The 25304-nt window shown below is 60.9% G+C and carries 25 protein-coding genes and 2 pseudogenes; 15 read left to right on the top strand and 12 right to left on the bottom strand.

Annotated features, from left to right (window positions below; translation table 11 throughout):
- Positions 1 to 138 (top strand): GMC oxidoreductase (locus EET67_RS23580; protein ID WP_133308885.1); only part of this gene is annotated, 138 nt, incomplete at its 5' end.
- A 295-nt stretch (positions 139 to 433) separates the two neighbouring features.
- Here EET67_RS23580 and EET67_RS23575 read toward each other — a convergent pair.
- Complete coding sequence (locus tag EET67_RS23575) at positions 434 to 1291, bottom strand: ferritin family protein (RefSeq protein ID WP_128628651.1); 858 nt, start codon at positions 1289 to 1291, stop codon at positions 434 to 436.
- A 140-nt stretch (positions 1292 to 1431) separates the two neighbouring features.
- On the opposite strand from EET67_RS23575, the gene EET67_RS23570 reads away from it, so the two are divergent.
- From EET67_RS23570 to EET67_RS26695, 9 genes are all read left to right on the top strand, one after another.
- Positions 1432 to 3795 (top strand): NosR/NirI family protein, encoded by a 2364-nt coding sequence (locus tag EET67_RS23570; RefSeq protein WP_128628654.1) that lies wholly within the window; start codon positions 1432 to 1434, stop codon positions 3793 to 3795.
- A gap of 19 nt (positions 3796 to 3814) precedes the next feature.
- A complete protein-coding gene (nosZ, locus tag EET67_RS23565; RefSeq protein WP_128628650.1) occupies positions 3815 to 5734 on the top strand; it encodes a TAT-dependent nitrous-oxide reductase in 1920 nt (639 codons plus the stop codon).
- A gap of 3 nt (positions 5735 to 5737) precedes the next feature.
- Positions 5738 to 7114: a nitrous oxide reductase family maturation protein NosD gene (locus tag EET67_RS23560; protein WP_128628649.1), complete on the top strand. Its 1377-nt coding sequence runs from the start codon at positions 5738 to 5740 to the stop codon at positions 7112 to 7114.
- Entirely contained in the window at positions 7114 to 8034 is a 921-nt protein-coding gene (locus EET67_RS23555; protein ID WP_128628653.1) for an ABC transporter ATP-binding protein, read from the top strand. The genes EET67_RS23560 and EET67_RS23555 overlap by 1 nt, the downstream gene beginning before the upstream one ends.
- Positions 8031 to 8858, top strand: a complete 828-nt coding sequence (locus EET67_RS23550) for an ABC transporter permease (RefSeq protein WP_128628648.1) — start codon at positions 8031 to 8033, stop codon at positions 8856 to 8858. The genes EET67_RS23555 and EET67_RS23550 overlap by 4 nt, the downstream gene beginning before the upstream one ends.
- Complete coding sequence (locus tag EET67_RS23545; protein ID WP_128628647.1) at positions 8855 to 9403, top strand: nitrous oxide reductase accessory protein NosL; 549 nt, start codon at positions 8855 to 8857, stop codon at positions 9401 to 9403. The genes EET67_RS23550 and EET67_RS23545 overlap by 4 nt, the downstream gene beginning before the upstream one ends.
- Positions 9404 to 9413: 10 nt before the next feature.
- A complete protein-coding gene (locus EET67_RS23540) occupies positions 9414 to 10415 on the top strand; it encodes an FAD:protein FMN transferase (protein ID WP_128628646.1) in 1002 nt (333 codons plus the stop codon).
- A gap of 177 nt (positions 10416 to 10592) precedes the next feature.
- A complete protein-coding gene (locus EET67_RS26700; protein ID WP_425359549.1) occupies positions 10593 to 10799 on the top strand; it encodes an ATP-binding protein in 207 nt (68 codons plus the stop codon).
- A gap of 16 nt (positions 10800 to 10815) precedes the next feature.
- The gene (locus EET67_RS26695; protein ID WP_425359548.1) at positions 10816 to 10995 is read left to right on the top strand and encodes an ATP-binding protein; all 180 of its coding nucleotides are present in this window, start codon (positions 10816 to 10818) and stop codon (positions 10993 to 10995) included.
- A gap of 143 nt (positions 10996 to 11138) precedes the next feature.
- Here EET67_RS26695 and EET67_RS23530 read toward each other — a convergent pair whose 3' ends face one another.
- The 6 genes from EET67_RS23530 to EET67_RS23505 form a co-directional block, all read right to left on the bottom strand.
- A complete protein-coding gene (locus EET67_RS23530; protein WP_128628645.1) occupies positions 11139 to 12137 on the bottom strand; it encodes an ABC transporter ATP-binding protein in 999 nt (332 codons plus the stop codon).
- Between the two features lie 100 nt (positions 12138 to 12237).
- Positions 12238 to 13305 (bottom strand): Gfo/Idh/MocA family protein, encoded by a 1068-nt coding sequence (locus EET67_RS23525; RefSeq protein WP_128628644.1) that lies wholly within the window; start codon positions 13303 to 13305, stop codon positions 12238 to 12240.
- Complete coding sequence (locus EET67_RS23520) at positions 13302 to 14141, bottom strand: carbohydrate ABC transporter permease (RefSeq protein WP_128628643.1); 840 nt, start codon at positions 14139 to 14141, stop codon at positions 13302 to 13304. Before EET67_RS23520 ends, EET67_RS23525 begins: the two co-directional genes overlap by 4 nt.
- A 194-nt stretch (positions 14142 to 14335) precedes the next feature.
- Entirely contained in the window at positions 14336 to 15265 is a 930-nt protein-coding gene (locus EET67_RS23515; protein WP_128628642.1) for a carbohydrate ABC transporter permease, read from the bottom strand.
- Positions 15266 to 15471: 206 nt separating this feature from the next.
- Complete coding sequence (locus EET67_RS23510) at positions 15472 to 16731, bottom strand: ABC transporter substrate-binding protein (RefSeq protein ID WP_128628641.1); 1260 nt, start codon at positions 16729 to 16731, stop codon at positions 15472 to 15474.
- 24 nt (positions 16732 to 16755) lie between these two features.
- Entirely contained in the window at positions 16756 to 17679 is a 924-nt protein-coding gene (locus EET67_RS23505) for an N-acetylmuramic acid 6-phosphate etherase (RefSeq protein WP_128628640.1), read from the bottom strand.
- A 198-nt stretch (positions 17680 to 17877) separates the two neighbouring features.
- Between EET67_RS23505 and EET67_RS23500 the strand changes: the two genes are divergently transcribed.
- The 4 genes from EET67_RS23500 to nagA are packed head-to-tail and all read left to right on the top strand — an operon-like array spanning position 17878 to position 21707.
- Positions 17878 to 18762 carry a glucosamine kinase nucleotide-binding domain-containing protein gene (locus EET67_RS23500; RefSeq protein ID WP_128628639.1) on the top strand — a complete coding sequence of 295 codons (885 nt, stop codon included), beginning with the start codon at positions 17878 to 17880 and terminating at the stop codon, positions 18760 to 18762.
- On the top strand, positions 18755 to 19540 hold the full coding sequence (locus EET67_RS23495) for a GntR family transcriptional regulator (protein ID WP_128628638.1): 786 nt from the start codon (positions 18755 to 18757) through the stop codon (positions 19538 to 19540). The genes EET67_RS23500 and EET67_RS23495 overlap by 8 nt, the downstream gene beginning before the upstream one ends.
- Positions 19541 to 19551: 11 nt before the next feature.
- The gene (locus EET67_RS23490) at positions 19552 to 20562 is read left to right on the top strand and encodes an SIS domain-containing protein (RefSeq protein ID WP_128628652.1); all 1011 of its coding nucleotides are present in this window, start codon (positions 19552 to 19554) and stop codon (positions 20560 to 20562) included.
- On the top strand, positions 20559 to 21707 hold the full coding sequence (nagA, locus tag EET67_RS23485; protein ID WP_128628637.1) for an N-acetylglucosamine-6-phosphate deacetylase: 1149 nt from the start codon (positions 20559 to 20561) through the stop codon (positions 21705 to 21707). The genes EET67_RS23490 and nagA overlap by 4 nt, the downstream gene beginning before the upstream one ends.
- 366 nt (positions 21708 to 22073) lie before the next feature.
- Here nagA and EET67_RS23480 read toward each other — a convergent pair whose 3' ends face one another.
- Both EET67_RS23480 and EET67_RS23475 read right to left on the bottom strand, forming a co-directional pair.
- Positions 22074 to 22253, bottom strand: a complete 180-nt coding sequence (locus tag EET67_RS23480; protein ID WP_128628636.1) for a hypothetical protein — start codon at positions 22251 to 22253, stop codon at positions 22074 to 22076.
- A 543-nt stretch (positions 22254 to 22796) separates the two neighbouring features.
- The gene (locus EET67_RS23475) at positions 22797 to 23828 is read right to left on the bottom strand and encodes an IS110 family RNA-guided transposase (RefSeq protein WP_128628635.1); all 1032 of its coding nucleotides are present in this window, start codon (positions 23826 to 23828) and stop codon (positions 22797 to 22799) included.
- Positions 23829 to 23858: 30 nt separating this feature from the next.
- On the opposite strand from EET67_RS23475, the pseudogene EET67_RS23470 reads away from it, so the two are divergent.
- Positions 23859 to 24547, top strand: a pseudogene (locus EET67_RS23470) (SOS response-associated peptidase); the annotation flags it as partial.
- On the opposite strand, the gene EET67_RS26205 reads toward EET67_RS23470, so the two are convergent.
- The 3 genes and pseudogenes from EET67_RS26205 to EET67_RS26200 all read right to left on the bottom strand — a co-directional run.
- Positions 24435 to 24809, bottom strand: a complete 375-nt coding sequence (locus tag EET67_RS26205) for a thermonuclease family protein (protein ID WP_245451175.1) — start codon at positions 24807 to 24809, stop codon at positions 24435 to 24437. The pseudogene EET67_RS23470 and the gene EET67_RS26205 sit on opposite strands and share 113 nt — an antisense overlap.
- Positions 24806 to 24988 (bottom strand): hypothetical protein, encoded by a 183-nt coding sequence (locus EET67_RS25760; RefSeq protein ID WP_165900014.1) that lies wholly within the window; start codon positions 24986 to 24988, stop codon positions 24806 to 24808. The genes EET67_RS26205 and EET67_RS25760 overlap by 4 nt, the downstream gene beginning before the upstream one ends.
- Positions 24989 to 25190: 202 nt before the next feature.
- Positions 25191 to 25304: pseudogene (locus tag EET67_RS26200) on the bottom strand (IS5 family transposase); the annotation flags it as partial.

Genomic DNA, 25304 nt, shown 5'->3' with positions numbered 1-25304 from the left:
GTCCACGGCGTACATAACCTTTATGTTGCGGGTGGATCTGTGTTCCCGACCAGCGGCCATGCAAATCCCACATTGATGATCCTCGCCTTCGCGATCAGGCTGGCCGATCACCTGAATTCGGAACTGGCACGGGCTTGAGCTCAGCGATGAAGCCCTCACGCCATCGAAATACCATCGGTACGTGCGAAAGAGTTCCGGCTCTTCCACACGAAAGCGGTTCACTCACAGCACAGGTCGAACACTTCAACCCGATGCACACGGTAGAGGCTCGCCGGGTCGCCACGATCTGCCGCTTGTTGGGGTGTCACATCGCGAGGAGCTCGTTGATGTGGTCCTTCTTCCGCCTGGTCGTGTAGCCGACGATGCCGCGGTGGGGGATCCTGCCGATCCGATGGCCGATGCCCAACATCGTATCCACGGTCGACGGCCCCCGTTATTTCAACAAGGCTCGGATTGCCGACCTGCACTCCACTGCACCCGCCGCGTATTGCTGCGCCCGCGAACGGCTTTCCTGGTCGGGCAGCCGTTCGCCGAAGTCGAGATAGCAGTCCAGCAGAAGTTCGCATAACGGCGTAATCCTTCCGATGATTTCGGGGGCGACGCCGTTCTTCAGAAGCGGCGACGAGCCAAAAGGATGTCTTGCGAGCTCGGTTGAACGCTCCCGCGCATGTTTGGCCAGGTCGTGGAAATCGAAAGCTGCTCCCTTGGGCATGGTCGCAATTCCCTCGAGATGGTCGGCAAGTTTCAGTTCCAGTTCGGGCAGCTCGAAATCCAGATCATGCGCCGCAGAGTCTTTCTCCGCATGGAATGCCTGGCGCCTTTCACGACGTAACGTTGCAAGGTGGCCGAGTTCTTCCTTGGCCATCCGTTCAGCCGCCTGGCAAAGCTCCTCCTGTTCCGCCTGGGCGGCTACATATGTCCAAAAAAGGAAGGCGCGTTCCTCGTTGCGCACCGCCATGGCAAAGGCCCTGTAGGCGCTTAGCAGTTGGGGTGCTACTGCGCCTGCCCCCTCGTCGTCGAAGGTATCGGTCGGCTTCCAACGCAGGCTGGTAAGGTCAGGCTTTCCGCCGCTGACAGTTTCGGACCAGTGAACGACGTTGCCCAGATGCTGGCTTTCCTCGCCGACCAGTCGCTCGAACACCGCCACCATTTCCGGTCTGTTCTCTCGCCGCATATGGTCGGCGAGCTTTGAGTAGCCGTCGATGGCCTCCTGCTCCATGACATAGGCGATGGCCAGCAGCTCGTCCATCGACGTCACGGCCGCGAAGGGTTCCGACTTCAGGATCGACATGGCTCGAGCCTCCGCTGACCGCCTTTTGCCCTTATAGCAGACGAAGCGGCGATTTGCGCTGGAACAAAGATACTCAGGTTGAATTCGTGTTCAAGGGAGCTAACTTGGGACGGGCAAGCGGAGGGGCTCGTCCGTTGACAATGATTTGCAGGACGGAGTGGATCAGCACCTTGAGTACACGCCATCCAAACCGCTCACCCTGGCTCCCTCGCCCGCTGATTTCGCTTTTTTGTCTACTCGCTCTTGCCTTCTTTGCCTCCCTCTCCTTTTCGCTTCCGGCGTCGGCGGCAGGCAGGCTGTCGGAGTTCTTGCAGCGGGCACAGCCAGGCGAGTTGTTCGAAGGGGCGGATCGCTTCGGGGAAGTCGAGGGCGGCCCGCCGCTCGCTCCCGTCTATCGTGGCGACGAACTTTCGGGCTACGTCTATCTCAATTCCGATTTCACCAGTTCCGTTGGCTATTCAGGCAAGCCGATCCACATTCTTGTGGGTATCGACCTGAAGGGAACGGTACGTGGGTTGCGTCTCGTCGGGCATTCCGAGCCCATCGTCCTGATCGGCATCCCTGAAGAAAAGGTCGTCGGCGCGCTTAACTCGCTCATCGGAAAGGACCTCGGCAGGGTTGCCGCCGGAGTTGAGCGGCCGCCGCAGGTCGACATCGTGAGCGGCGCGACGGTCACGATCCTTGTCATGGGCGACAGCGTCGTGCGCTCCGCGGTGCAGTTAATCCGAAGCGGCCGCTTGGGCGGAAGCAGCCAGGGTGCAAAAGCCGCATCTGTAAACGGGCATACCCGCAAACTTGACCTCGCGAAGCAGGAGGCCCGCGACTGGCAGACACTGATCGGTGACGGGTCGGTCCGCAGCCTCCGCCTGACTGTCGGCGAGGTGACGCAGTCTTTCGTGCGGGCGGGGAAGGTCGAGGCCGCGAATCGGCCGGAGAGCCAGAATCCCGACGACCTCTTCATCGAACTTTACGTCGCTCCGGTCAGCGTGCCCACGATCGGCTTGAGCCTTCTGGGGGAGCGCGGCTACGAGCGGCTGCGGAAACGGCTGAAGGACGGCCAGCACGCTATCATCGTGGCGGGAGACGGCGCTTACTCATTCAAGGGCTCTGGTTACGTGCGTGGGGGCATCTTCGACCGCATCGAGCTCTTGCAGGACGGCCAGGGGATTCGCTTCCGCGACCGCAACCATGCGCGGCTTGGCGACCTCGCTGCCGAAGGCGCTCCACGGCTTCGCGAGATCGCGCTTTTTACTGTTCCAGAAGACTTCAGGTTCGACGTCACAGCCCCATGGGAACTGCAACTCCTGGTCCAGCGGAGCTTCGCAGCACGCGACAAGGCGAGCCTTCCATTCAATCTGGGTTACTCTTTGCCCGACCAGTACGTCGAGGTGTCGCAGACGCCACCCTCGCCTGCGGCCACAGCGGCATCGCCGCAGGCGGAGGGGTCCCAAAGCGCGGCATCGCCAGTAAAGGACGCGGATGCGGGCGCAGAATCTCCGGTCGATGACGATCCGCTCTGGAAGCGGATATGGGAGATGAACATGGTATCGATCGGAATAACTGTGTTTGCGCTGCTGGTGTTGACCGCTATCTTCTTCTTCCAGGACTGGCTCGTCAGGCGCCCTCGCCTGTTCACTTGGGTCCGCCGCGGCTACCTGCTCTTCACGCTGGTATGGCTAGGCTGGTACGCGAACGCCCAGCTCTCCGTCGTCAACGTGCTGACCTTCACCAACTCCCTTATCACGAACTTCAGCTGGGAGTTTTTCCTGTCGGCCCCGCTCGTCTTCATCCTCTGGGCGGCGGTCGCGGCGGGGCTGCTTTTCTGGGGACGCGGCCCATTCTGCGGCTGGCTCTGTCCGTTCGGCGCGCTCCAGGAACTCACCAACAACCTGGCCCAATGGCTGAAAGTACCGCAGATCAAAGTGCCGTTCGGCATTCACGAGCGGATGTGGCCGATCAAATACATCATATTCCTGGGGCTATTCGGACTGTCATTCTATTCATTGGCGCTGGCGGAGGTCTTTGCCGAAGTCGAACCGTTCAAGACTGCGATAGTCCTCAAGTTTGCCCGCGAGTGGCCGTTTGTCATCTTCGCTCTCACCCTCTTGGCGGCAGGGCTTTTCATTGAACGCTTTTATTGCCGCTATCTGTGTCCGCTGGGCGCAGCCCTTGCCATTCCTGGCCGCATCCGGATGTTCGAATGGCTCAAGCGGTGGCCCGAATGCGGTTCTCCCTGCCAGCGCTGCGCCAAGGAGTGCCCGGTACAGTCGATCCATCCGGAGGGCCAGATCAACGTCAACGAATGCATCTACTGCATGCATTGCCAGGAACTGTATCACGACGACCACCGCTGTCCGCACATGATCCAGGTTCGGCTCAAGCGCGAAAAATTCGAGGCGCTCTCTTCTCCTTCCATGAAGGAAAAGGGCCCTGCGAAACCCGTCATCTCCCACAAAGGGGTGCCGGTGGAAAAGCCCGATACGGTCACCCGGCCGACCACGTGAGCAAGCAAAGGAGAGATCCATGCAACAGGAAGAATCAGGAAAAGGGCTTAGCAGGCGCCAATTGCTTGGCACCAGCGCAATAGCCGCAGTGGCCGGCGCGACGGGCGTCGGCGGAACGCTGACGCTTGGCGGCAGCGTGGTTTCTCCGGCAGTCGCCGACGAAAAGGGCGAGTTGGAGTATGAAGTGAAGCCCGGAGAACTCGACGAGTACTACGTCTTCTTCTCCAGCGGCCAGACGGGCGAAATCCGCGTGATGGGCGCGCCATCCATGCGCGAGATGATGCGGATCCCGGTCTTCAACCGCTGCAGCGCGACGGGGTGGGGTCAGACGAACGAGAGCCTGAAGGTTCTAACCGAAGGCCTGCTGCCCGAAACCAAGGAGTTCCTGAAAGACAAGGGCGGTATCTACCTCAACGGCGACCTGCACCATCCGCATCCGTCGTTCACCGACGGCACCTACGACGGCCGCTACCTCTTTGCCAACGACAAGGCGAACACCCGCGTCTGCCGCATCAGGCTCGACGTGATGAAATGCGACAAGATCATCCAGTTGCCAAACCAGCACACGGTGCATGGCCTTCGGGTACAGAAATATCCGAAGACCGGCTACGTGTTCTGCAACGGCGAGGATCGGGTGCCTCTTGTCAATGACGGCAAGACTATGACCGACAAGAGCACGTACCGTGCCATCTTTACCGCCGTGGACGGCGAAACCATGAAGGTCGCATGGCAGGTGATGGTCGACGGCAATCTCGACAACGTGGATGGCGACTATCAGGGGAAGTACTGTTTTGCCACCTGCTACAATTCCGAAGAAGGCGTGAACCTCGCCGAAATGATGGAAAACGAGCAGGACTGGGTGGTGATCTTCAACCTCAAGCGGATCGAGGAGGCAGTCGCAAAGGGAGAATACGAGGAGATCAACGGCGTTCCTGTACTTGACGGCCGCAAGGGCTCGCCACTTACGCGCTACGTGCCCGTTCCAAATAGCCCACACGGCATCAACACCGCACCCGACGGCATCCATGTTGTGGCGAACGGCAAGCTGTCCCCTACGGTAACCGTGTTCGATGTGCGCAAGTTCGATGACCTGTTTGACGACAAAATCCAGCCACGCGATACCGTCGTCGCCGAGCCTGAACTTGGGCTCGGGCCGTTGCATACGGCCTATGACGGCAAGGGCAATGCGTTTACGACCCTGTTTATCGACAGCCAGATCTGCAAGTGGAACATCGAGGACGCGAAGCGGGCGTTCGCCGGAGAGCAGGTCGACCCGATCCGCCAGAAATTGGACGTCCACTACCAGCCAGGGCACAACCACACCTCCATGGGCCAGACCAAGGAAGCCGACGGCAAGTGGCTGATTTCGCTCAACAAGTTTTCCAAGGACCGTTATCTAAACGTAGGGCCTCTCAAGCCGGAGAACGATCAACTCATCGATATCTCAGGCGATGAGATGGTCCTGGTGCATGACAACCCGACCTTCGCCGAACCGCACGACGCGACCCTCGTGCACCGCTCCAAGATCGATCCGGTCCATGTCTGGAGCCGCGACGATCCGTTCTTCGCGGACGCAGTAAAGCAGGCCGAGGCGGATGGAATCGATCTCACAAGTGCGGCGGATGTCATCCGCGACGGCAACAAGGTGCGCGTTTACATGACTTCGGTCGCCCCGGCGTACAGCCTCGAGGAGTTCACGGTCAAACAGGGCGACGAGGTGACGGTCTACGTCACCAACATCGACGAGGTGGAGGATCTGACCCACGGCTTCAGCATCATCAACTATGGCATCAACATGGAGGTTGCGCCGCAGGCGACCGCATCGGTGACCTTCACCGCAAGCAAGCCCGGCGTCTATTGGTACTACTGCTCCTGGTTCTGCCATGCGATGCACATGGAGATGAAAGGCCGGATGTTCGTCGAGCCGCAGGGCGTGTAGCCGATGGCTCGCCTGAGCATGATAGCACTGGGGATGGCGGCGCTTCTCGCCGGCTTCCCCGTTTCAACTGTATGGGCCGAGATCATCCTGCAGCGGGCCGGCTTCGGAAATCTGCAGGCGACGGTCGACGCCGCAGATCCTGGCGACGTCATCCGGCTGCAGGAGGGAGAACATAAAGGCCCGGTCGACATAGCCAAGACGCTAACGCTTGAGGGCGAGACTGGCGCCGTCGTCGTGGGCACCGGACGCGGGAGCGTGATCACCGTTACCGCGCCGCAGTCGATCGTGCGCGGACTGGAGATCAGGGGATCGGGCAAGAGCCTTTCCGAAATGGACTCCGGCGTGTTCGTGGCGAAGACGGCTACCGGAACGCATGTGGAAGATAACGCAATCATCGGTAATCTCGTCGGGATCTATCTTCACGGCGCAGCAGATTCGCTGGCCAAGCGAAACAGAATCGTCGGCCTCAGCGAGGGCCGCACCAGCGAAGCCGGAGACGGCATCTCGGTCTGGAACGCTCCCGGCGCCCAGGTCATCGACAATGACATCAGCTTCGGCAGGGACGGCATCTTCACCAAGACCAGCAAGAGGAACGTCTTCAGAGGCAACAAGCTGCGCAACCTGCGCTTCGCCATCCACTACATGTACACCAATGACAGTGAGGTCAGCGACAACGTCTCGGTCGGCAATTCGGTCGGCTATGCGATCATGTATTCGAGAAACCTGCGCGTGGAAGACAACCTCTCGGACGGCGACCGTGACCACGGCCTGCTGCTCAATTACGCCAACGGTTCGGTGATCAAGGGCAACACGGTTCGGGGGCGGCTTCAGCCAGCGGAAAGATGGATGAGCGCGGGCCGTGCAGGTGGACCGCATGCAGTGCCGGACTCCGACCCGATCGACAACGCGGAAAAGGCGAAGAGCATGCGGATCGGCCCGGAGAAGTGCGTCTTTATCTACAACGCCAACAAGAACGAGTTCCGCGACAACCTGTTCGAGGGATGCTCGATCGGGATCCACTTCACGGCCGGATCGGAAGGCAACGCCATGTCGGGCAATGCCTTCATCCGGAACCGCAACCAGGTCAAGTATGTCGGCACACGCCACCTCGACTGGTCGGCGGAAGGTCGCGGTAACTACTGGAGCGACAATCCCGCCTTCGACCTTGATGGCGACGGGATCGGCGACAATCCCTACCGCCCGAACGACATCATCGACCGGGTACTGTGGACTTCTCCGCAGGCCAAAGTTCTCATGAACAGTCCCGCGGTCCAGGTGATCCGCTGGGCACAAGGGCAGTTCCCTGCTCTCTTGCCGGGCGGGGTGGTCGATAGTCGCCCGCTGATGGCTCCGCCCGTCCGGTTAGAACCGGAGCGATGATGTCAGAAACCGTGCAAGTTGTCGCAGTGACGAAGTCTTACGGCAATGTGAAGGCCCTCACGGATCTCTCATGCGTTTTCCGGGAAGGCGAGACGGTCGCGCTGGTCGGCCACAACGGGGCCGGCAAGACAACGCTCATCAAGCTGTTGCTCGGCCTTGTCCGTTCGGACTCCGGCACCGTCCGCGTCCTTGGCGAGGATCCCGCGGCAGGGCAGTTCGCCGCGCGCCAGCAGCTTGGCTTCCTGCCCGAAAACGTGTCGTTCAACATGGCGCTCAGCGGCCGCGAGACGTTGACGTTCTATGCCCGGCTGAAGCGCGTACCTTTGGCCTCGGTCGGTAGCTTGCTGGAGCGGGTTGGGCTGGGAGAAGCCGCCGACAGGCGCGTCGGCACCTATTCGAAGGGGATGCGGCAGCGACTTGGCTTGGCGCAGGCCCTCCTCGGCCGCCCGAGGGTACTGCTCCTAGATGAGCCGACAACCGGGCTCGATCCGGCCCTTCGCCGCAGTTTCTACGAGATCGTCGCGGAATTGCGTGCGGACGGGGCGACAGTGTTGCTGTCGTCCCACGCGCTAACAGAACTGGAAGGCAAGGCGGACCGCGTCGTGATCGTCAATCGCGGGCGCAAGATTGCCGACGGTACAATCGAAGAACTGCGCAGCATTGCCCGATTGCCGACACGTGTCCGTGTGACGCTGGCCGACTCCGACGCCGGCAGTGTAGACGACTGGATAGGCCGGACCGGCGCATGGAAGCGGATCAATGGCCACATGCTGGAGATCGACGCGGAACCGGACGCCAAGATCTCGCTGTTGAGAAGCGCCGCGTCCCCCGATGCTCCCGTCATTGACCTCGACGTCGTTCCGCCAACGCTTGACGAGCTCTACGCACATTTTCTCGCCACGGGAGAGGCTTGCAAATGAAGAACATCCTCATTGTGGCCAGCAAGGAGATCCAGGAGGGCTTGCGCAACCGCTGGGTCCTTGCCACGACCCTGCTGCTTATGGCGCTGGCGCTGACGCTGACGTTCCTCGGCAGCGCACCTACAGGGCACGTTGGCGCAAGCCCGCTGGACGTGGTCATCGTCAGCCTGTCAAGCCTGACGATCTTCCTGGTGCCGCTCATCGCCCTCCTGATCGCACATGATGCAATCGTGGGGGAGATGGAACGTGGCACCATGCTGTTGCTGCTGAGCTACCCGGTCGGACGCTGGCAGGTGATCATGGGAAAGTTCATTGGTCACCTGGCCATTCTCGCATTTGCCACGTCGCTCGGCTACGGTGCGGCGGCGGCCGCCCTGGCCATGACGGGCGCGGCCATCGACGCAGCAAGCTGGACGGCGTTCGCGTCCATGATCCTGTCCTCGGTGCTGCTGGGTGCGGTTTTCGTGGCGATCGGATACCTGGTTAGCAGTCTGGTACGAGAGCGTGGCACCGCGGGCGGAATTGCCATCGGCGTGTGGCTTCTCTGCGTCCTGATCTACGACATGGCGCTGCTTGGACTTCTGGTGGTCGATCAGGGGCGCACGATTGGCGGTGGATTTCTGAACGCGCTGTTGCTTGCGAACCCGACCGATACCTATCGTCTGCTTAACCTCGGTTCCGAAAGCGTCGGCGCGCTGTCGGGCATGACGAGTATTGCAGCGAACTCCGGTCTGTCGCCGTCTGCCCTTGTAACAGCTCTCCTCGCTTGGACGCTTGTTCCGCTTGCGGGAGCAACGATGGTTTTTTCGAGGAGAGAGCTATGATCCGCCGGGTGCGCCCGTTCGCCCTTCTCGCTATCCTCATATCGGCTGGCTGCACTGGGGAGACGCAGCTCGACGCACCGAATCCTGCCGCGCTGGACGAGACCGCGATGGGGCATTATTGCGGCATGAACGTGCTCGAGCATCCCGGCCCGAAGGGGCAGGTCATACTCGGGAAAATCCTCGAGCCGATTTGGTTCTCTTCAGCACGCGACACGGTTGCGTTTACCATGCTTCCGGAGGAGCCGAAGGACATCGCCGCCATCTATGTCTCGGATATGGCCAGGGCCGAGAGCTGGGAAAATCCCGGAGCCCAGAACTGGGTCGAGGCCCGGCAAGCCTTTTACGTCGTCGGCAGTTCGGTGCGCGGCGGGATGGGCGCTCCGGAAACTGTTCCGTTCTCGACACGAGACGCCGCCGCCGCGTTTGCCAACAAGAACGGCGGGCAAGTGGTGCGCTTCGACGCAATCCCCCGCGACTATGTGCTGGGGATTGAGGAAGCGCCACAGGACAGTGGCGGGTCGGAACCCGCTAAAGCCACCAACTAGGAGTCGAGTCATGATTCATCTCCTGAACCGCCGCCGCTTCATCTCGATTGCCGCATCGGTGGCGGGGTCTAGCTTGTTTCCTTTCAGCCTGTCAGCAAAGGAAGGACTCAAGTCTGCAAGCTGGCGCGGCCAGGCCCTTGGTGCGTCCGCCTCGATCATCGTTCATCATCCCGACCACGCCGCTGCTGCACTGCTGGTAAACCAGGCAGCTGCCGAAGTGGCTCGGCTCGAAGGCATATTCAGCCTTTACCGACAGGATTCTGCACTGTCGGAACTCAATAAGACAGGCGCCCTAGCCGCGCCTGCGCCGGAGCTCTTCTCCCTGCTCGAGAAAAGCCGGGAGGTGTGGGAACTGAGCAGTGGCGCCTTCGATCCGACGGTCCAGCCGGTGTGGACGCTTCTTGCTGCGCATTTCGGCGGTGAAGACCCGGACCCAGCCGGACCACCGGAGGCAAAACTGCACGCGGCGCTGAACCTCGTGGGCTTTGGCAACGTGCGCTATGACGAGAACCGGATCGCCTTTGCCCGACGAGGCATGGCGCTCACCCTCAATGGCATCGCGCAAGGTTTCATCGCCGACCGGGTGGTGGGACTGCTGCGTGCGGGTGGCGTCACAAAAAGCCTCGTCGACACGGGCGAAATCCGTGCTATCGGCTCCCGGCTAGATGAAACACCTTGGAGAGTCGGCATCAGAGGTGAATTCAGCACGAACGGGCTTTCCGCTGTGCTGGAACTCGAGGACAGGGCCGTAGCTACATCGAGCCCCGATGGGTTCCGGTTCGGCGACGGGAGCCGTTTCAGCCACTTGATCGATCCACGTAGCGGGCTTGGTGCGAGCCTCTACAGGAGTACTGTGGTCGTTGCCCCCGACGCAGCGAGTGCGGACGCCTTTTCGACTGCGTTCAGCCTGTTGCCGCCGAACGCGGTCAAAAGAATCGTGACCGGACGGTCCGGCCTGCAGGTTCGGTTGCTCGAGAACTCGGAGCCGGGTCGTCTCTTGGCATTCGGCTAATTCGAGTTCCTCCTTCGGCGTCTCCCCCGCCTGCCTCCTTGGCGTGCGAGGAACGACCATGTCGCCACACGATCCCTCTTGATGTTGAGTCCAAACTCGCAGCCACTCACTCACGACGGTGGCTGGCTGCCCAATGGCTCCGACGTTATATTCCCGACCGCAGCAGGAGTGTTCAGGATGAAGGCGATGCTTGGCCTGGCGGTTCTACTTTGCGTCTACCTGGTCAGTGCAGTGATGGCTCAACTGCAGACGGTGAAGCTGCTCATTGTCGATGAACTCGGCTACGTGCTGCTGTCGCCAACCGGAGCGGAATTGCTGTTCGAGGTGTTGTCCCAGCGCTACGAGGGCGGCTCAACCATCGTCATCTCGAACCTGCCGTTTTGAGGACTGGACGTCCGTCCTGGGATCGGAGCGCCTCACTGGCGCGCTGCTCGACCGGCTGACCCACCCCGTTCACATCCTGACCATGAACGGCAACAGCCATCGATTGAAGCAATCTGCCGGCCGGCGTCGTACCGCCGCCACCGACTGTCGCGGCGGAGCAAAACTAGGCTTAGAGTTCTGCTATGTGGGGACGTAGCCGATTTCGCAGATTAAGACGAGCGTGGGCAAGATCTGGCCACGAGTTCTGGAGGGTCGACTGATAGCGGCAAGAAACGCGTCGATCAGCATGGCAGGGGTTCCGATTAATAATTTGCCGTTTGTGGCCGGAACCAATCAGGGTTACCGGATCGTGCGACCCTGATCGTTGAAGCGGAAGATACGCGAGGGATCGGGCGTGGCATAAAGCGTGGTTCCCGGCTCCGCCCTGTATTCGCCGAAAGTGCGGATGGTGAGCAGCCCGGCCTGTTCGGCATCGAGGTAGAGGTTGGTGTCGGCGCCCAGATGCTCGGCATGAATGACAGTACCCTTCCAGCTTCCGGATTTCGGGTCGACTGTCATATGCTCCGGCCGCACCCCAATGGTCTTCGCCGTCTCGCCGAGCCGTGTGCCATCGATGAAATTCATCTTGGGCGACCCAATGAAGCCTGCGACGAAAAGGTTTGTTGGCGAATTGTAGAGCTCCATCGGCGCGCCGACCTGCTCGATCCGCCCGCCATTCAGCACCACGATCCGGTCGGCCAGCGTCATCGCCTCGACCTGGTCGTGCGTTACATAGATCATTGTTGCCGATAGCCGGCGGTGAAGCTGCGCGATCTCCAGCCGCGTATTGACGCGAAGTGCTGCATCCAGATTGCTGAGCGGCTCATCGAACAGAAACAGTTTCGGCTCGCGCACCACGGCACGGCCAATGGCGACGCGCTGACGCTGACCGCCTGAAAGCTCAGCGGGGCGCCGCTCCAGATACGGCTCCAGCGACAGCATGCCGGAAGCAGCCTTCACCCGACGCGTGATCTCGTCGGCCGGCGTCTTTATCTGCTTGAGACCAAGGCTCATATTGTTGCGCACGTTGAGATGCGGATAGAGCGCGTAGGTCTGGAACACCATGGCGATGCCGCGCTCGGCAGGCGGCACCGCATCCACTTTCTGGCCATCGATGATAATATTGCCTGAGCTCGCATCCTCCAGCCCGGCAATGACGCGCAACAGGGTAGACTTGCCACAGCCGGACGGACCAACAAAGACCACGAACTCGCCGTCGCGGACTTCGAGATCGATGCCCTTCAACACATCGACCGAGCCGAAGGCCTTTTTCACATTCTCGATATTCAGCGAGCCCACGGCGTATCCCCCTTCTTTGCCGCGCCGGCCCTACCGAACCATGGCTGCGCTTCTTCACGCCTGGCACCATAAAGTGGCAACGGTTCAAATAGTTTCATCATCACAGCCGCACCGCTTTGCCGGTGCGCACGCTTTCGTCGGCGGCGAGGCAGACGGCGAGCGACTTCACGGCGTCCTCCATATGGCGCGCAAGGTCGAGATCTTCGCGGATCGCCTTCAGCAAGAAGGCCTGCTCCAACTCGCACAGGTCCTGATGTCCAGGCTCTCCTTCCATCGAGAGAAGCTGGTCAGGCTTGGTGAACGTGCCATCCGGTCCGACCGCGGCTTCGTGCAGCCTGATCGTAGAAGTCCTGGTGTGGGTGTCGATATCGTCCGACTTGGATCTTTCGTCCATGACGATCGATACGCAACCGCGCGGCGAGATGATGTCCTTCACAAAGAAGGCGGTTTCCGAGATCATCGGCCCCCAGCCGGCCTCGTACCAGCCGATCGAGCCATCCTCGAACAACACCTGCAAATGGCCGTAGTTGTACATGTCTGATGCGATTTCCTCGGTGAGGCGCAGACCCATGCCGCGCACCTCCACCGGCCGGGCATCGGTGATCTGGCACATCACGTCGAGGTAATGCACGCCGCAATCGACAATCGGCGAGGTCGTCTTCATCAACTGCTTGTGCGTTGCCCATTTATGGCCGCTTGATTGCTGGTTGAGGTTCATGCGGAATACATAGGGTCCACCGAGCTTCCGGGCCTCGTGGATCAGACGCACCCATGAGGGGTGGTGGCGCAAAATGTAGCCGATGACCAGCTTGCGCCCATTGGCCCTTGCAGCGTCGATCACGCGTTCCGCATCTGCGATGGTGGTGGCGAGCGGCTTCTCGACGAACACATGGCAGCCTGCCTCGAGCGCGGCGATCGTGTAGTCCGCGTGGCTGTCGGAATAGGTGTTGATGGAGGCGACGTCCGGCTTCAGTTCACGCAATGCTTCCATGAATGAATGGCGAATTTCGTAGCCGGACAACTCCGCAGGAAGCTCAAGATCGGAGCGGCTGACAAGTGCTGCGATCTCGAAGCCTGGATTGCGGTGATAGGCGAGCGCATGGCTGCGGCCCATGTTACCAAGTCCGGCCACCAGGACGCGCAGGAATCTTTCAGAGTTTGCGTTCATTTGACCGCTCCCGAAGTGATGCCGCGGATCAACTGCCGCGAGAAGATCAGGTAGAGAACCAGTACCGGCAGGATGGCCAGCGAAAGCGCAGCCAGCACCGCGTTCCAGTTGGTGACGTATTGGCCGATGAACAATTGCGCACCGAGCGTGATCGTCTTGGTCGCTTCCGACGGCGCCAGGATCAGCGGAAACCACAAATCGTTCCAGATCGGGATCATGGTGAAGACGGCAACGGTTGCCATGGCGGGGCGCACCAGCGGCAGAACCAGCCGGAAAAAGATGCGATACTCCGAGAACCCGTCTATGCGACCGGCATTCTTCAGATCGTCGGAGACCTGCTTCATGAACTCGGAGAGAATGAAAATGGCAAGCGGCAGCCCTTGAGCCGTGTAGACCAGGATCAGCGCCGTCAGTGTGTTGACCAATCCGCTTGCCACCATAAGCTGCAATATGGCGACCGTGCCGAGCCGGATCGGGATCATGATGCCAAGCGCCAGATAAAGCCCCATCAGCGTGTTGCCCCTGAAGCGATATTCGGCCAGCGCAAATGCGGCCATCGCTCCAAACAGCAGCACGAAAAACAATGAGGCGACGGTGACGATGAAGCTGTTCTGGAAATAGAGCAGGAAGTCGCCCTGATTGAGCACGGTGGCGTAGCCGATCAGGTCGAAGGTCTCGGCGGTTGGCGGCGTCAGCGGCGTGCGGAAGATCGCGTTGCGCGACTTGAACGAATTGATGATGATGACCACCACCGGAAACAGCGCGATCACGGTATAGGTGAGGAGCACCGCATGGGCGGCGACAGTGCGCGGCAGTGAAATCGTCGCGCGGCTCATGTCCGATCCTCAAAAACCCGGTCAATCACCCCCTCTGCGTCACGCCGTGCGTGACACCTCTCCCCCTGCCCGGGAGAGAGGATGGGAGCCAGGCTGGACACCCATCCTCTTCCCTCACGAAGTGGGGCAGAGATGTCGAGGCTAGGCCGAGATGGAAAGGGAGACGTATCGGAATGAGGCATGCTAACTCCCCCTCAGAATTGATAGCGGCGCAGCCGCGTCTGGACGACGAACAGATAGACGCAAACACCGGCAAGGATGATGAAGAACATCATCGAGGCAATCGTCGAGCCCATATAGGGATCGCCTGTCTGCAACTGGAAGCCGAAGAAGGTGCGATAGAGGAAGGTGCCTAGAATGTCGGTGGAATAATTCGGCCCGGCCAGCGCCCCTTGTGCGGCGTAGATCAGGTCGAAGGCGTTGAAATTGCCGACGAAGGTGAGGATCGAGATGATGCCGATCGAAGGCAGGATCAGCGGCAGTTTGATCTTCCAGAATTGTGCCATGCCGGTTATGCCGTCGCACTCGGCAGCCTCGACCACCTCGTCGGGGATCGACAGCAAGGCGGCATAGATCAGCATCATCGGGATGCCGACAAACTGCCAGACAGAAATCAGCCCGAGTGTGGTCAGCGCATATTCCTCCTTGCCGAGCCATGGGGTGAAGAGGCTCTTCAGCCCGACAAGGTCGAGCAGGTTGGGCGCCACGCCCCAGAGCGGGCTCAGGATCAGCTTGAAGGCGAAGCCGACGATCACGAAGGACAGGATCGTCGGCACGAAAATCACCGTCCGATAAGCGGCCGAAAAGCGCAGCCTGGGACTCGACAGGATTGCCGCCAGCGCAATGCCGATCGGGTTCTGAACCAGCATGTGGATGATGAAGAACCAGGTGTTGTTCCACAGCGCGTTCCAGAAGGTCGCCGACCAGCGCGGGTCGAAGAAGAGCCTGCGGAAATTGTCGAGGCCGGCAAAGACTCGCGACTGGTCGTCTGCCGTGAACAAGGACAGCTGCAAGGTGCCGAACAGCGGCAGGATCATCACCGCCGTGTAGACCAGGACGGCAGGCGCCAAGAAAACTGCGATGTGCCAGCGTGTTCGGCGTCTGTGCGGGATATCCACTGCCATGCCCCAGCTCTCAAAATTCGTGCGGTGAACCTGATGGGCCGGCGCTGCCCCTCATCCGCCCTTCGGGCACCTTCTCCCCGTAAAGTGACGGGGAGAAGGGAGGCCGTCAACGTCGCGGCAAACCCTCCTTCTCCCCGTTCACGGGTAGAAGGTGCCGGCACGTGGACGAGTGGTCGGTTCGGCCGATGCGGCGGCCCGTCCCGGCCTTACTTCGCCGGCTTGTACCAGCTGTCGAGGCCTTCCTGCAGCTTCTTGGCAGCAGCTTCCGGCGTCTCGGTGCCATTGATCACATTGGCCGAGGCCACCCAGGTCTCGTTTTCCAGGTTCGGTGTGCCGCGTGACAGGATCTGATAGGTGGATCGGATCGTCGGCTTGCACGTCTCGCGCCAGGAGACGAATTCCTGCGCCAGCGGATCCTCCATCTTCACCGGCGCGGACGACAGGCTGAAGAAACCCGGCAGCGCATTGGCATAGATCGTGGCGAACTCCGGCGAAGCGGCCCAGGACAGGAACGTCTTGGCCGCATCGGCGTTCGCGCTCTTGGCGTTCAGCCCGATGCCGATGTCGTTGTGGTCGGAAATGTAGCAGGTGTCGCCGGCCTGCTTCACCGGTGGGGGGAAGGCCCCCATTTTGAAATCGGCCTGGGTGTTGAAGACGGATATCTCCCAAGAGCCGGCCGGATAGATGGCGGCGCGGCCGAGCGTGAACAGGTTCTGGCTGTCGGGATAGCTTTGCGCCTCGAAACCGTCGCCGAGATAGGGCTTCCACTTGGCAAGCGTCGCGAAGGGCTCGACCCACTGCGGATCGGTCAGCTTCTGCTCACCCTTGATCAGCGCCAGGCGGCCTTCCTCGCCATGCCAGTAATTCGGGCCGATATTCTGGTAGCCCATGGTCGCGGCTTCCCAAAGGTCCTTGGTGCCCATGGCCATCGGGATGTAATTGCCGTCGGCCTTGATCTTCTCGAGCATCTCGAAGAATTCGGCTTCGGTCGCCGGCGGCTTGATGCCAAGTTGATCGAAGGCGTCCTGGTTGTAGATGAAGCCATGGATGACCGACGCCATCGGCACGCAGAAGGTGGCCTTGCCGTCATCCGTCGTCCAGGCCGACTTCGCGACGTCGGAGAAGTTCTCCATGCCGGGCAAATCGGTCAAGTCGGCCAACTGGCCCTTGTTGAAGAGTTCGAGGGAGGCGTCGAACGGGCGACAGGTGATGAGATCGCCAGCCGAACCGGCATCGAGCTTGGCATTGAGGGCGGCATTGTACTCCGTCGGGGCCGAGGGCGCGAAGGTCACCTTGATGCCGGGGTTCTTGGCTTCAAAGGCTGGAATCAGCTTTTCCTGCCAGATGGCCAAGTCGTCGTTGCGCCAGCTTTCGATGGTGAGCGTCTTACCCTGGGCGATGGCAATCCCCGCCGTTCCCAGAATACTGGACGCCATCAGCAGCGCCGTCAGTGTCGTGCGTTTCATTGTTGCTTCTCCCTGTTGACCCGTTCAGGCTCGATTTTGACGAGAACCTGCGCTCGCCCCAAGTCTCGAAAGTGCCGGTCGCAGCATCTGGCCGGCATCTTCGAGCAATCTCCTCGCGGCATCGGCGTTGGCAGCGCCGGCAGCAATCAGTATGGCTGGCTTGACGGCTCCGTCGCTCTGTTCGAGGGCTCTCGCGGCCTCCTCTGGCGAGCAGCCGGCGACGGCTGAGACGATTCGGCCCGCGCGATCCCGCAATTTTGCGTTGTCGGCCTGGAGGTTGACCATATAGCCGTCATGGATATGGCCGAGGTGGATGGCCATCAGCGTCGACACCATGTTTAGCGCGATCTTCTGCGCCGTGCCGGCGCCCATCCGCGTCGAGCCGGCGATCAGTTCCGGCGGCGTGGCCAGAAGAATGGCGGTGTCGGCCAATTGCAAAAGCGGCGACCCGGCATTGTTGGCGATGGCGATCGTTGCCACCCCATGCCTGCGCGCCTCTTCCAGCGCCCCTAAAGCATAGGGTGTCGAACCGCTGGCCGACAGCGAGATCAGGCAATCATTTGCAGAAAGCTTCTGCGCGGCGACTTCCCGCGCAGCCTGTGCCGCGTCATCCTCCGGTCCACCGGCCAGATGGTGCAGGGCCTGCATTCCGCCGGCCAGCAAAACGACTATGCGGTCACGGGAAATGCCGAATGTTCCCGGAAGCTCCAGCGCATCCGCTAGCGCCATCAGGCCCGAGCTGCCGGCAGCTGCATAGACGATGCGGCCACCATGAGCCAGACAGCCAGCCGCAATGCGTGCCGCTTCGGCAATGGCGTCGATCGCTTCATGGACGGATTTGGCGGCTTCGAGCTGCGCGGCGGCCAAAAGGCGAAGGACGGTTTCCGGCGTTTGCCGATCAAGCCCCTCCGCATCCTTGTGCACCGCCTCGGTACGCTTTTCGCGCATTCATGCCTCTCCCTGAAAAAACCATACCAAAAAAATACCACTTGTCCAGCTGCGTTAATGAATTTGTAAATCTTCCGACTCATCCGTTAGAGATAGATGCATCTTATCAGCCAGTTAGCTGCGATTGTTTAACGGTCAAGAATTAACGCTTGGCGAGTGGTATTTTATTGGTATTATATAGCTTAGGAGGCTCTCCAAGTGAATCTGGTTCTCGGTATAGATGGCGGCGGCACGAGTTGCAGGGCCGCGTTGGCGACGCTGGCAGGTGATATCATCGGCCGTGGCAAGAGCGGTCCAGCCAATATCATGACCGACCTGACCGGCGCCCGCCACAACATCGTGGAGGCGGCGCGCCTGGCCTTCGTCGATGCCGGAAAAGACAGCACCATGATCTCCGCCACCGACGCCGTGCTCGGCCTCGCCGGCACCAATGTCGGCGGCTACAGGCAGCAGCTCGAAGCGGTGCTGCCATTCCGTCGCAGCCTCGTTGAAAGCGATGCGGTGATCGCGTTGAACGGCGCGCTCGGCGAGCGCGACGGCGCCATTGCCATCATCGGCACCGGCTCGATCTTCATGTCGCGCAAGGGCGCAGCCATGCAGACCATCGGCGGTTGGGGCTTCATGCTCGGCGATCTCGGCGGCGGCGCGCGCATCGGCCGCGACCTGCTTCAGGAAGTCCTTGTGGCGCATGACGATATCCGGCCCGGATCCGAACTCACCCACGCCGTGATGGCGCACTTTGGCGGCGATCCCCGCGAAATCGTCAAATTCGCGGCGGCCTCAAAGCCGGCCGATTTCGGCAATTTCGCGCCTTTGGTATTCGACTTCGCCGCAAGGGGCGATTCAGTCGGCAGCCGCGTGATTGCCCGTGCTGTCGGCGATGTCGAGGAAGCGCTGGATGCGCTGAAACTCGAGCCGGACCAGATTTTGTGTCTGCTCGGCGGCCTGGCCGCGCTGATTGCTCCGCAGCTTTCGCATCGCTATCGAATGATGCTGCGGCCGCCGCTGCAGGATGCGCTCGGCGGGGCGGTATCGATGGCGGCGCGGCTTTTCGGCGCGCCGAAAGGAGGCGCAGATGGCTGACGCCTCCAGTATCTTTGCCGGCATCGCTACGTCGGCGCAAAACGGCGCGCCGCTCTATCTGCAGTTGAAGAAGGCGATCGCCGACGCAGTTCGCCGTGGCCTTCTCGTCCCCGGCGATGCGCTTCCTTCAGAACGCGACATCGCGACCAGGGCGGAGGTGTCGCGGGTCACCGTACGCAAGGCCGTACAGGAACTGGTCAGGGACGGCATGCTCGTGCAGCGCCATGGCTCCGGCACTTTCGTTGCCCCCCGCATGGACCGTGTCGAACAATCGCTGTCGCGGCTGACTTCGTTTACCGAGGATATGGCCCGGCGCGGCATGAAGGTGCGCTCCGCCTGGCTGGAGAGGGGCATCTACCCGCCCTCTCCCGAGGAAATGATGGTGCTCGGCCTGTCGTCCAAGGAGCTGGTGGCACGCATCAGCCGCCTGCGCATTGCCAACGGCACGCCGCTGGCAATAGAACGTGCCTCGCTATCGGCGAGCACCTTGCCTGATCCGGACGCCGTGGGCTCCTCGCTTTACGCCACCCTGGAAAAGACGGGCAATCGCCCGGTGCGCGCGGTCCAGCGCATCTCGGCGGCCAACCTAGGGGATGCGGATTCGAAGCTGCTTGAGGTCGCGCCCGGCTCGGCGAGCCTGAACATCGAGCGGATTTCCTATCTGCTTTCGGGCAAGGTGATCGAGTTCACCCGTTCGGTCTATCGCGGCGATGCCTATGATTTCGTCGCCGAACTACGCTTGAGCAGCCCGGATGAAAGCGGGGAGTCCATCCTGTGACGACCACCCACATGCGTCGCGAGATCATGGAAATCCCGGACGCTGTGGCGCGCCTGCTCGACGGCTCAAAGACGGCGCTTGCCGCAGCGGGAGCCGCGATCGCCCGGCGTGACCCGCATTTCGTCGTTACCGTGGCGCGCGGTTCGTCGGACCATGCGGCCCTGTTCCTCAAATATGCGGTCGAGCTGACCGCCGGGCTGGCGGTCGCATCGGTCGGGCCTTCGGTCGCCTCGATCTATGGGAGGCGGCTGAAACTTGCCGGCTCCGTCTGCCTTGCCATATCACAATCCGGCAAGAGCCCGGATATTGTCGCGATGGCCACTGCGGCGCGCGCGGCGGATGCGCTCACGGTCGCCATCACCAATACTGCGGTCTCACCGCTGGCTGACGCATCCGATCACGTGATCAACATCCAGGCCGGCGTCGAGAAGAGCATCGCGGCCACAAAATCCTTCGTCAATTCGGTGGTAGCGGGACTGGCACTGATGGCGCACTCTACCAACGACCAGGCCCTGCTTGCCGCACTTGCCAAACTGCCCGGGCATTTGCGCAAAGCCATCGGCAGCGACTGGACGGATTTTGCCGGAGCGCTTTCCGACAGCAACTCGCTCTTCATCCTGGGGCGGGGACCGGCATTTGCGATGGCCACCGAAGCGGCGCTCAAGCTTAAGGAAACCTGCGCCTTCCATGCGGAATCCTATAGTGCCGCCGAGATAATGCATGGCCCGCTGGCACTGGTCAGGCCGGGTTTTCCGGTACTGGCGCTGGCGGCGCGGGATGCTGCCGAGAAATCGGTGGCGGAGGTGGCCGATGCCTTGGCGGGCAAGCAGGCGAATGTGTTTGCGACATCGGATCTCGTCGCCAAGGCGGCCGGGATTCCATATGTCGCGACCGGGCATCCGCTGACCGATCCGCTGGCACTGATCGTTTCCTTCTATTCCTTCGTCGAGGCCTTCGCCCGCCATCGCGGGCTGAACCCGGACCAGCCCCCCAATCTGAGAAAAGTGACAGAGACCCTATGAGAAATGCCTTCGCCCTTTCGGGCGCGCGGATTTTCGATGGCGAGACGTGGCACGACAACGCCGCCCTCGTCGTGCGGGACGGATCGATCCACGGCATTATGCGTGATGCCGATGCCGATATCACATGCATCGATCTCGGCGGTGGCATCATCACGCCGGGCTTCATCGACCTCCAGGTCAATGGCGGTGGCGGGATCATGCTCAATGACGATCCCTCGCTCGAAACCATCCGCACGATTTGCGCTGCCCACGCGCCCTTCGGTACAACCGCGCTCTTGCCGACGCTGATCACCGACACGCGTGAAATCACCGCGTCAGCCATCGAAGCCGGCGCGCAGGCGGCCCGGCAGAAAGTGCCTGGCTTTCTCGGGCTTCATCTGGAAGGCCCGCATCTGTCGCTTGCCCGCAAGGGGGCGCATGATCCGGCGCTGATCCGCCCGATGGACGATGAAGATCAGGCAGCATTGATCGCCGCGCGGCAAAAACTGCCGGTGCTGCTGACGACGCTCGCACCCGAATCCGTCGCGCTTCACCGCATCGAAGCGCTGAGCGCCGCCGATGTCGTCGTCAGTCTCGGCCATACCGATACGAGCTACGCGCAGGCGCTTGATGTGGTGCTTGCCGGCGCATCGATGGCAACGCATCTGTTCAACGCCATGAGCCAGCTCGGCAGCCGCGAACCCGGCCTGGCGGGTGCGGTGCTCGACAGCGGGACACTCTGGGCCGGGCTGATCGCCGACGGCATCCATGTCGATCCCGCCACCATCGCCATCGCGCTCCGCGCCAAGCAGGAGCCGGCAAGAATATTCCTGGTCACCGACGCCATGGCCACCATTGGTACCGATCTGCAATCCTTCATGCTCAACGGGCGCGAGATCAGGCGCGAGAATGGCCGCCTGACGCTTGACGATGGCACGCTGGCCGGCGCCGATCTCGACATGATCTCGGCCGTCCGTTTCATCCACGAAACCATCGGGCTGGAGCTTGGCGAGGCGCTGCGCATGGCCTCGCTCTATCCGGCGCAAGCCGTTGGACAAGGCAACCGCCTCGGCCGTTTCGAGCCGGGAACGGCTGCCAACATCCTGCATCTCTCAGATGCACTGGAGGTGCAACGGGTGTGGATCGACGGCAAGCAGGCGGCCTAGCTTGGCTCTCAGGCCGAGTCTGTAAGAGCTTGCTGTCATGGTGACGGAGTCAGCGGAACGGCTGCTTGCTGATAGTTTTGTCCCAATAGCGGAGGAGCAAGTCGTTCCCAAACTACTCAGGTGCGAACCACAGGCTAATCTGCCGGCCCGCGAACGGACTTGCCGAAGACATCGAGCAGCTCTGCTACTTCGCGCAGCAACCGCGACAATGGGCGGGTTTCCTGAACAATGAGTTTGAAGTTGCGTCTTTCGAAGAGTGCCCGGCAGATTTCGCTGGAATAGTGTCGCGACTGGTACGCCAGACTACCAGGCCGGTCCTTGCTCGGCACAAATGAACCGTGCGCGCCTATTCCCTAGCCCAAGGACTCACACATCCTTCCAAGTCACCCGACGCACATAATAGATCCTGTCGATCCGGCGCAGGATTATACCCTGCTTCTCGGCGGCCGTTGGGATCATCGTGTCGATCTTGAGCGTGCCGCGCTGGTCGCACTTCGAGCACCGCATCTGATAAACGACATCGTCGACCTGTGGCGGTGATGCCAAGGCTGCGGTCGTCGCCCTGCTTGTTGCCAACGAAGATCTCGCGCGGGAACTGGCGTTGACCCGTGTGGCTGTGTCTTCTGGTTTTTCGCGACAGTGGCACCATAACCGGGCCAAGCAACAAGCGAGTGAAAATGTTATGGGAAGCGCAGAGGTGGGCGACGGAGGCGTCAATGGTTTCAGGCAGAGACAAGCGGCCTCCTGATTATTCGCCCTTCTCTAGACGCGACCGCGTCCTGATCGTCGCATTTGTCGTAGTGCTCGCTGCATGCACTCAGCTGGGCTGGTTCCTGTAATGTGCAACCTCTTGTCTGATTGCAGTTGCTTTCACAAGGGCTTGGCTCCGTAATGAATCGACGCCACCGCAAGGTTCGCTCTTGTCTACGAGGTACGAGGTCGAATGTACATCGCCTCAAGAAGTGGTTCGAAGGCAAGGGCTGCTATCTACAAACGTGCTGGGGCACAAAGGTTGCAACGCAGTCCCCTCAACCTCGTCCTTGCGGGACATCGAGCCGCTATGAGCGGCAACCGGTTATAGTCGTGTCCTCAAGCTGTCACTTCATTCCCCCATCTGAAGCTGGTTCCATCAGCCCATACCCAATGCATGAGCACCGCCATCTTTCTGCCGACAGCAACGATGGCCCTGCGCACCCCCCTTCGTTTAACGGCCGCCATCCCCCAAGTGCGCAGCTTCGACCATCGCTGGGATCTGCAAAGCAGCGCCAGCGAGGCTTGGTAAAGCGTCGCACGGATAGAGGCGTCCCCGCACTTCGAGATTCCGCCGTTCCTATCGATCTCTCCAGATGCGTACTTTCTCGGCGTCATTCCCAAATGGGCCCCGACGTCTCGCGATCTTTGGAAGCGGTCGGGGTCATCGATGGTGGTTGTCAACATCACGGCCGTCAGCGCACCCACACCAGGTATCGTCATCAAGCGTCGGCATGCTTCATCATCGCGAACCATCCGAAGAAGCATCTTATGCAAAACGGCGTACTGGTCACGAAGCGCGGCGCGGGCAATCAGCATTGGGCGGATCATGGCCGCGAGCGTGGGATGTGGTTCCACCAACTCAAGCGCCAGCCGCTCGAAATTTGCTTGCGTAATGCGACCCGACAGTTTCACCCCGAAGACACGAAGCGTCCCGCGGATCTCGTTCTCGATGTCGATCTGCTTCGTCAACAACGTTCGCCGGTTAGTCAGAAGCATTCGCATCTCCTGGCTTCTATGACTCTTCACATGGACGATAGAGTACCAACCAACCCGCATGACCTGCGCGATCGCCCGAGCATCGTTGCGGTCGGACTTGACCGGCATTGTCTTTGTTATGCCCCGCAGCTTCCGAGGATCAATGCAAAATGCATGCAGGCCGGCAGCTCGCAATTCTCCATAGAGCCATCGAGAAAGGCCGCCTATCTCAAGGCCAGCACGAGAGATCACAACATCCAACCGCCGGATCCAAGTCATGATAGCGTCCGGCTCGGACGGCACAGATCCTTCCTTAAGGATGATGCCCTCCTCATCGACTACGCAGATAGCGGTTTCATTGAGCGACACGTCCAAGCCTGCGAAGTATTTCATGTTCACGCCTCTGTTTGCCAACGTCAGTCCATATCTTCCCGGAAACCGCGCGGGCTTGAAAGCAACTGCAATCACCTCATCTACAACGTCACGACGACCACCGAAGCTCTGCGTCAATTCGTGCGTGCGATTCGTGACCTGTCCGGCCACAACCAGCCGTCATACGACATCTATCCGAACTATCGCGCTCCGGTGCTTCGATCCGGCCAGGATGGTGAACGAGAGCTGGTGTCGCTCAATGGGGCATGCCGACACCGCCGGACCACATGAAAGGCAAGGCCGGCCGCGGAACGACCAATATCCGGAACCCGCAGTTCGCGCACTGGCGGCCATATCTCGGCACCGAGCATCGCTGCCTGGTGCCGGCAACGAGCTTTGCCGAGCCGAGCCCTACTCCCGGTGACAAGGACCCGGCGACGGGTATCCAACGAAACTTCTGGATCGCGGTCGACGACAGCTTACCCTTCTTCGCCTTTGCCGGCCTATGGACGAGGTGGCACGGCATTCGGCGGGTAAAGGACGGACCGGGTGACTATGAGCTCTACGGCATCTTCACAACCCGGCCGAATGGTGTTGTCGCACCAATCCACGATAAGGCCATGCCTGTCATCCTGACCACCCAGGAAGAGATGGATGTCTGGATGCACGCACCCTGGGATGAGGCGAAGATGCTGCAGCGGCCAATGCCAGATAACATGCTGCAGATTGTGCCACCACCGGTCCGGCTATCGAGGAGCCGGTGCAGCCGTCATTTCTGTGACTAGCCGCACCAGCTTTGCGGCCGCGCCAGATATGCACGAGGCCCTCGCCAACCATGATGTTGGTAACGTCGCGGCCGTCAACGCGGATCGTCGCCAGCGTTCGGCCATATCGATCCCGGTCGCTGCGCTCGACGCTGAATGAGCCAGCGGCCAAAAGTTCTTGGAGCCGGTCTCGCGCCAGCCGCGCAAGCCTGGTTTCGTGATCACAGGATCCGCTCATCTCGGGCGCGTTGAAACCTTCAAGACGATCTTCTCGCCTCGAAACCAGATCGTGTTGCCGTCCACGACGCAGTTGACGCGCTTGCCGGTACCACAAATCAGCATCGTCGACGAAAAGGCAGGCAACGCCGCTGTTGAATTCGGAGCTGCATCCCAGCCAATCATGGCAGCAGCTGCCATGGCGCAGCTAGCCCAAAGGAAGCCCACTAGTGAGATCGCTGCCCCGCCACCGACGCTGCCGAGTCTTCTTCAGGCGATACGCGTCCTCAAAATTGTAGCGCCTAGCACCCCGCCAGTTGCCTTGATAATCGACCTTCCGCACAAGCATGGCCTATTCTGGCATTGCATTTCCCAAGATCTAGGTGATCCGATTCGAACAAATCTAGCGCTCGTGGACAAAGGGTATCCATAGTTTGACTGCGGCAATGGCGACGAAGCCGAGATAGGATTCCTTTGTCTTGTCGTAGCGAGTGGCGACGCGTCGCCAGTTCTTGAG

Origin of the sequence: Borborobacter arsenicus, assembly GCF_003934165.1 — a bacterium.
In the GTDB taxonomy this organism is placed as follows: domain Bacteria; phylum Pseudomonadota; class Alphaproteobacteria; order Rhizobiales; family Rhizobiaceae; genus Pseudaminobacter; species Pseudaminobacter arsenicus.
This window is presented reverse-complemented; position numbering and strand designations above follow the sequence as displayed.

Excerpts from the sequence above, each read along its gene's own strand:
- EET67_RS23575 (WP_128628651.1), bottom strand. The coding sequence starts at position 1,291 with ATGTCGATCCTGAAGTCGGAACCCTTCGCGGCCGTGACGTCGATGGAC.
- EET67_RS23570 (WP_128628654.1), top strand. The coding sequence starts at position 1,432 with ATGATTTGCAGGACGGAGTGGATCAGCACCTTGAGTACACGCCATCCA.
- nosZ (WP_128628650.1), top strand. The coding sequence starts at position 3,815 with ATGCAACAGGAAGAATCAGGAAAAGGGCTTAGCAGGCGCCAATTGCTT.
- EET67_RS23560 (WP_128628649.1), top strand. The coding sequence starts at position 5,738 with ATGGCTCGCCTGAGCATGATAGCACTGGGGATGGCGGCGCTTCTCGCC.
- EET67_RS23555 (WP_128628653.1), top strand. The coding sequence starts at position 7,114 with ATGTCAGAAACCGTGCAAGTTGTCGCAGTGACGAAGTCTTACGGCAAT.
- EET67_RS23550 (WP_128628648.1), top strand. The coding sequence starts at position 8,031 with ATGAAGAACATCCTCATTGTGGCCAGCAAGGAGATCCAGGAGGGCTTG.
- EET67_RS23545 (WP_128628647.1), top strand. The coding sequence starts at position 8,855 with ATGATCCGCCGGGTGCGCCCGTTCGCCCTTCTCGCTATCCTCATATCG.
- EET67_RS23540 (WP_128628646.1), top strand. The coding sequence starts at position 9,414 with ATGATTCATCTCCTGAACCGCCGCCGCTTCATCTCGATTGCCGCATCG.
- EET67_RS26700 (WP_425359549.1), top strand. The coding sequence starts at position 10,593 with ATGAAGGCGATGCTTGGCCTGGCGGTTCTACTTTGCGTCTACCTGGTC.
- EET67_RS23525 (WP_128628644.1), bottom strand. The coding sequence starts at position 13,305 with ATGAACGCAAACTCTGAAAGATTCCTGCGCGTCCTGGTGGCCGGACTT.
- EET67_RS23520 (WP_128628643.1), bottom strand. The coding sequence starts at position 14,141 with ATGAGCCGCGCGACGATTTCACTGCCGCGCACTGTCGCCGCCCATGCG.
- EET67_RS23515 (WP_128628642.1), bottom strand. The coding sequence starts at position 15,265 with ATGGCAGTGGATATCCCGCACAGACGCCGAACACGCTGGCACATCGCA.
- EET67_RS23510 (WP_128628641.1), bottom strand. The coding sequence starts at position 16,731 with ATGAAACGCACGACACTGACGGCGCTGCTGATGGCGTCCAGTATTCTG.
- EET67_RS23505 (WP_128628640.1), bottom strand. The coding sequence starts at position 17,679 with ATGCGCGAAAAGCGTACCGAGGCGGTGCACAAGGATGCGGAGGGGCTT.
- EET67_RS23495 (WP_128628638.1), top strand. The coding sequence starts at position 18,755 with ATGGCTGACGCCTCCAGTATCTTTGCCGGCATCGCTACGTCGGCGCAA.
- EET67_RS23490 (WP_128628652.1), top strand. The coding sequence starts at position 19,552 with ATGCGTCGCGAGATCATGGAAATCCCGGACGCTGTGGCGCGCCTGCTC.
- nagA (WP_128628637.1), top strand. The coding sequence starts at position 20,559 with ATGAGAAATGCCTTCGCCCTTTCGGGCGCGCGGATTTTCGATGGCGAG.
- EET67_RS23475 (WP_128628635.1), bottom strand. The coding sequence starts at position 23,828 with ATGAAATACTTCGCAGGCTTGGACGTGTCGCTCAATGAAACCGCTATC.
- EET67_RS26205 (WP_245451175.1), bottom strand. The coding sequence starts at position 24,809 with ATGAGCGGATCCTGTGATCACGAAACCAGGCTTGCGCGGCTGGCGCGA.
- EET67_RS25760 (WP_165900014.1), bottom strand. The coding sequence starts at position 24,988 with ATGGCAGCTGCTGCCATGATTGGCTGGGATGCAGCTCCGAATTCAACA.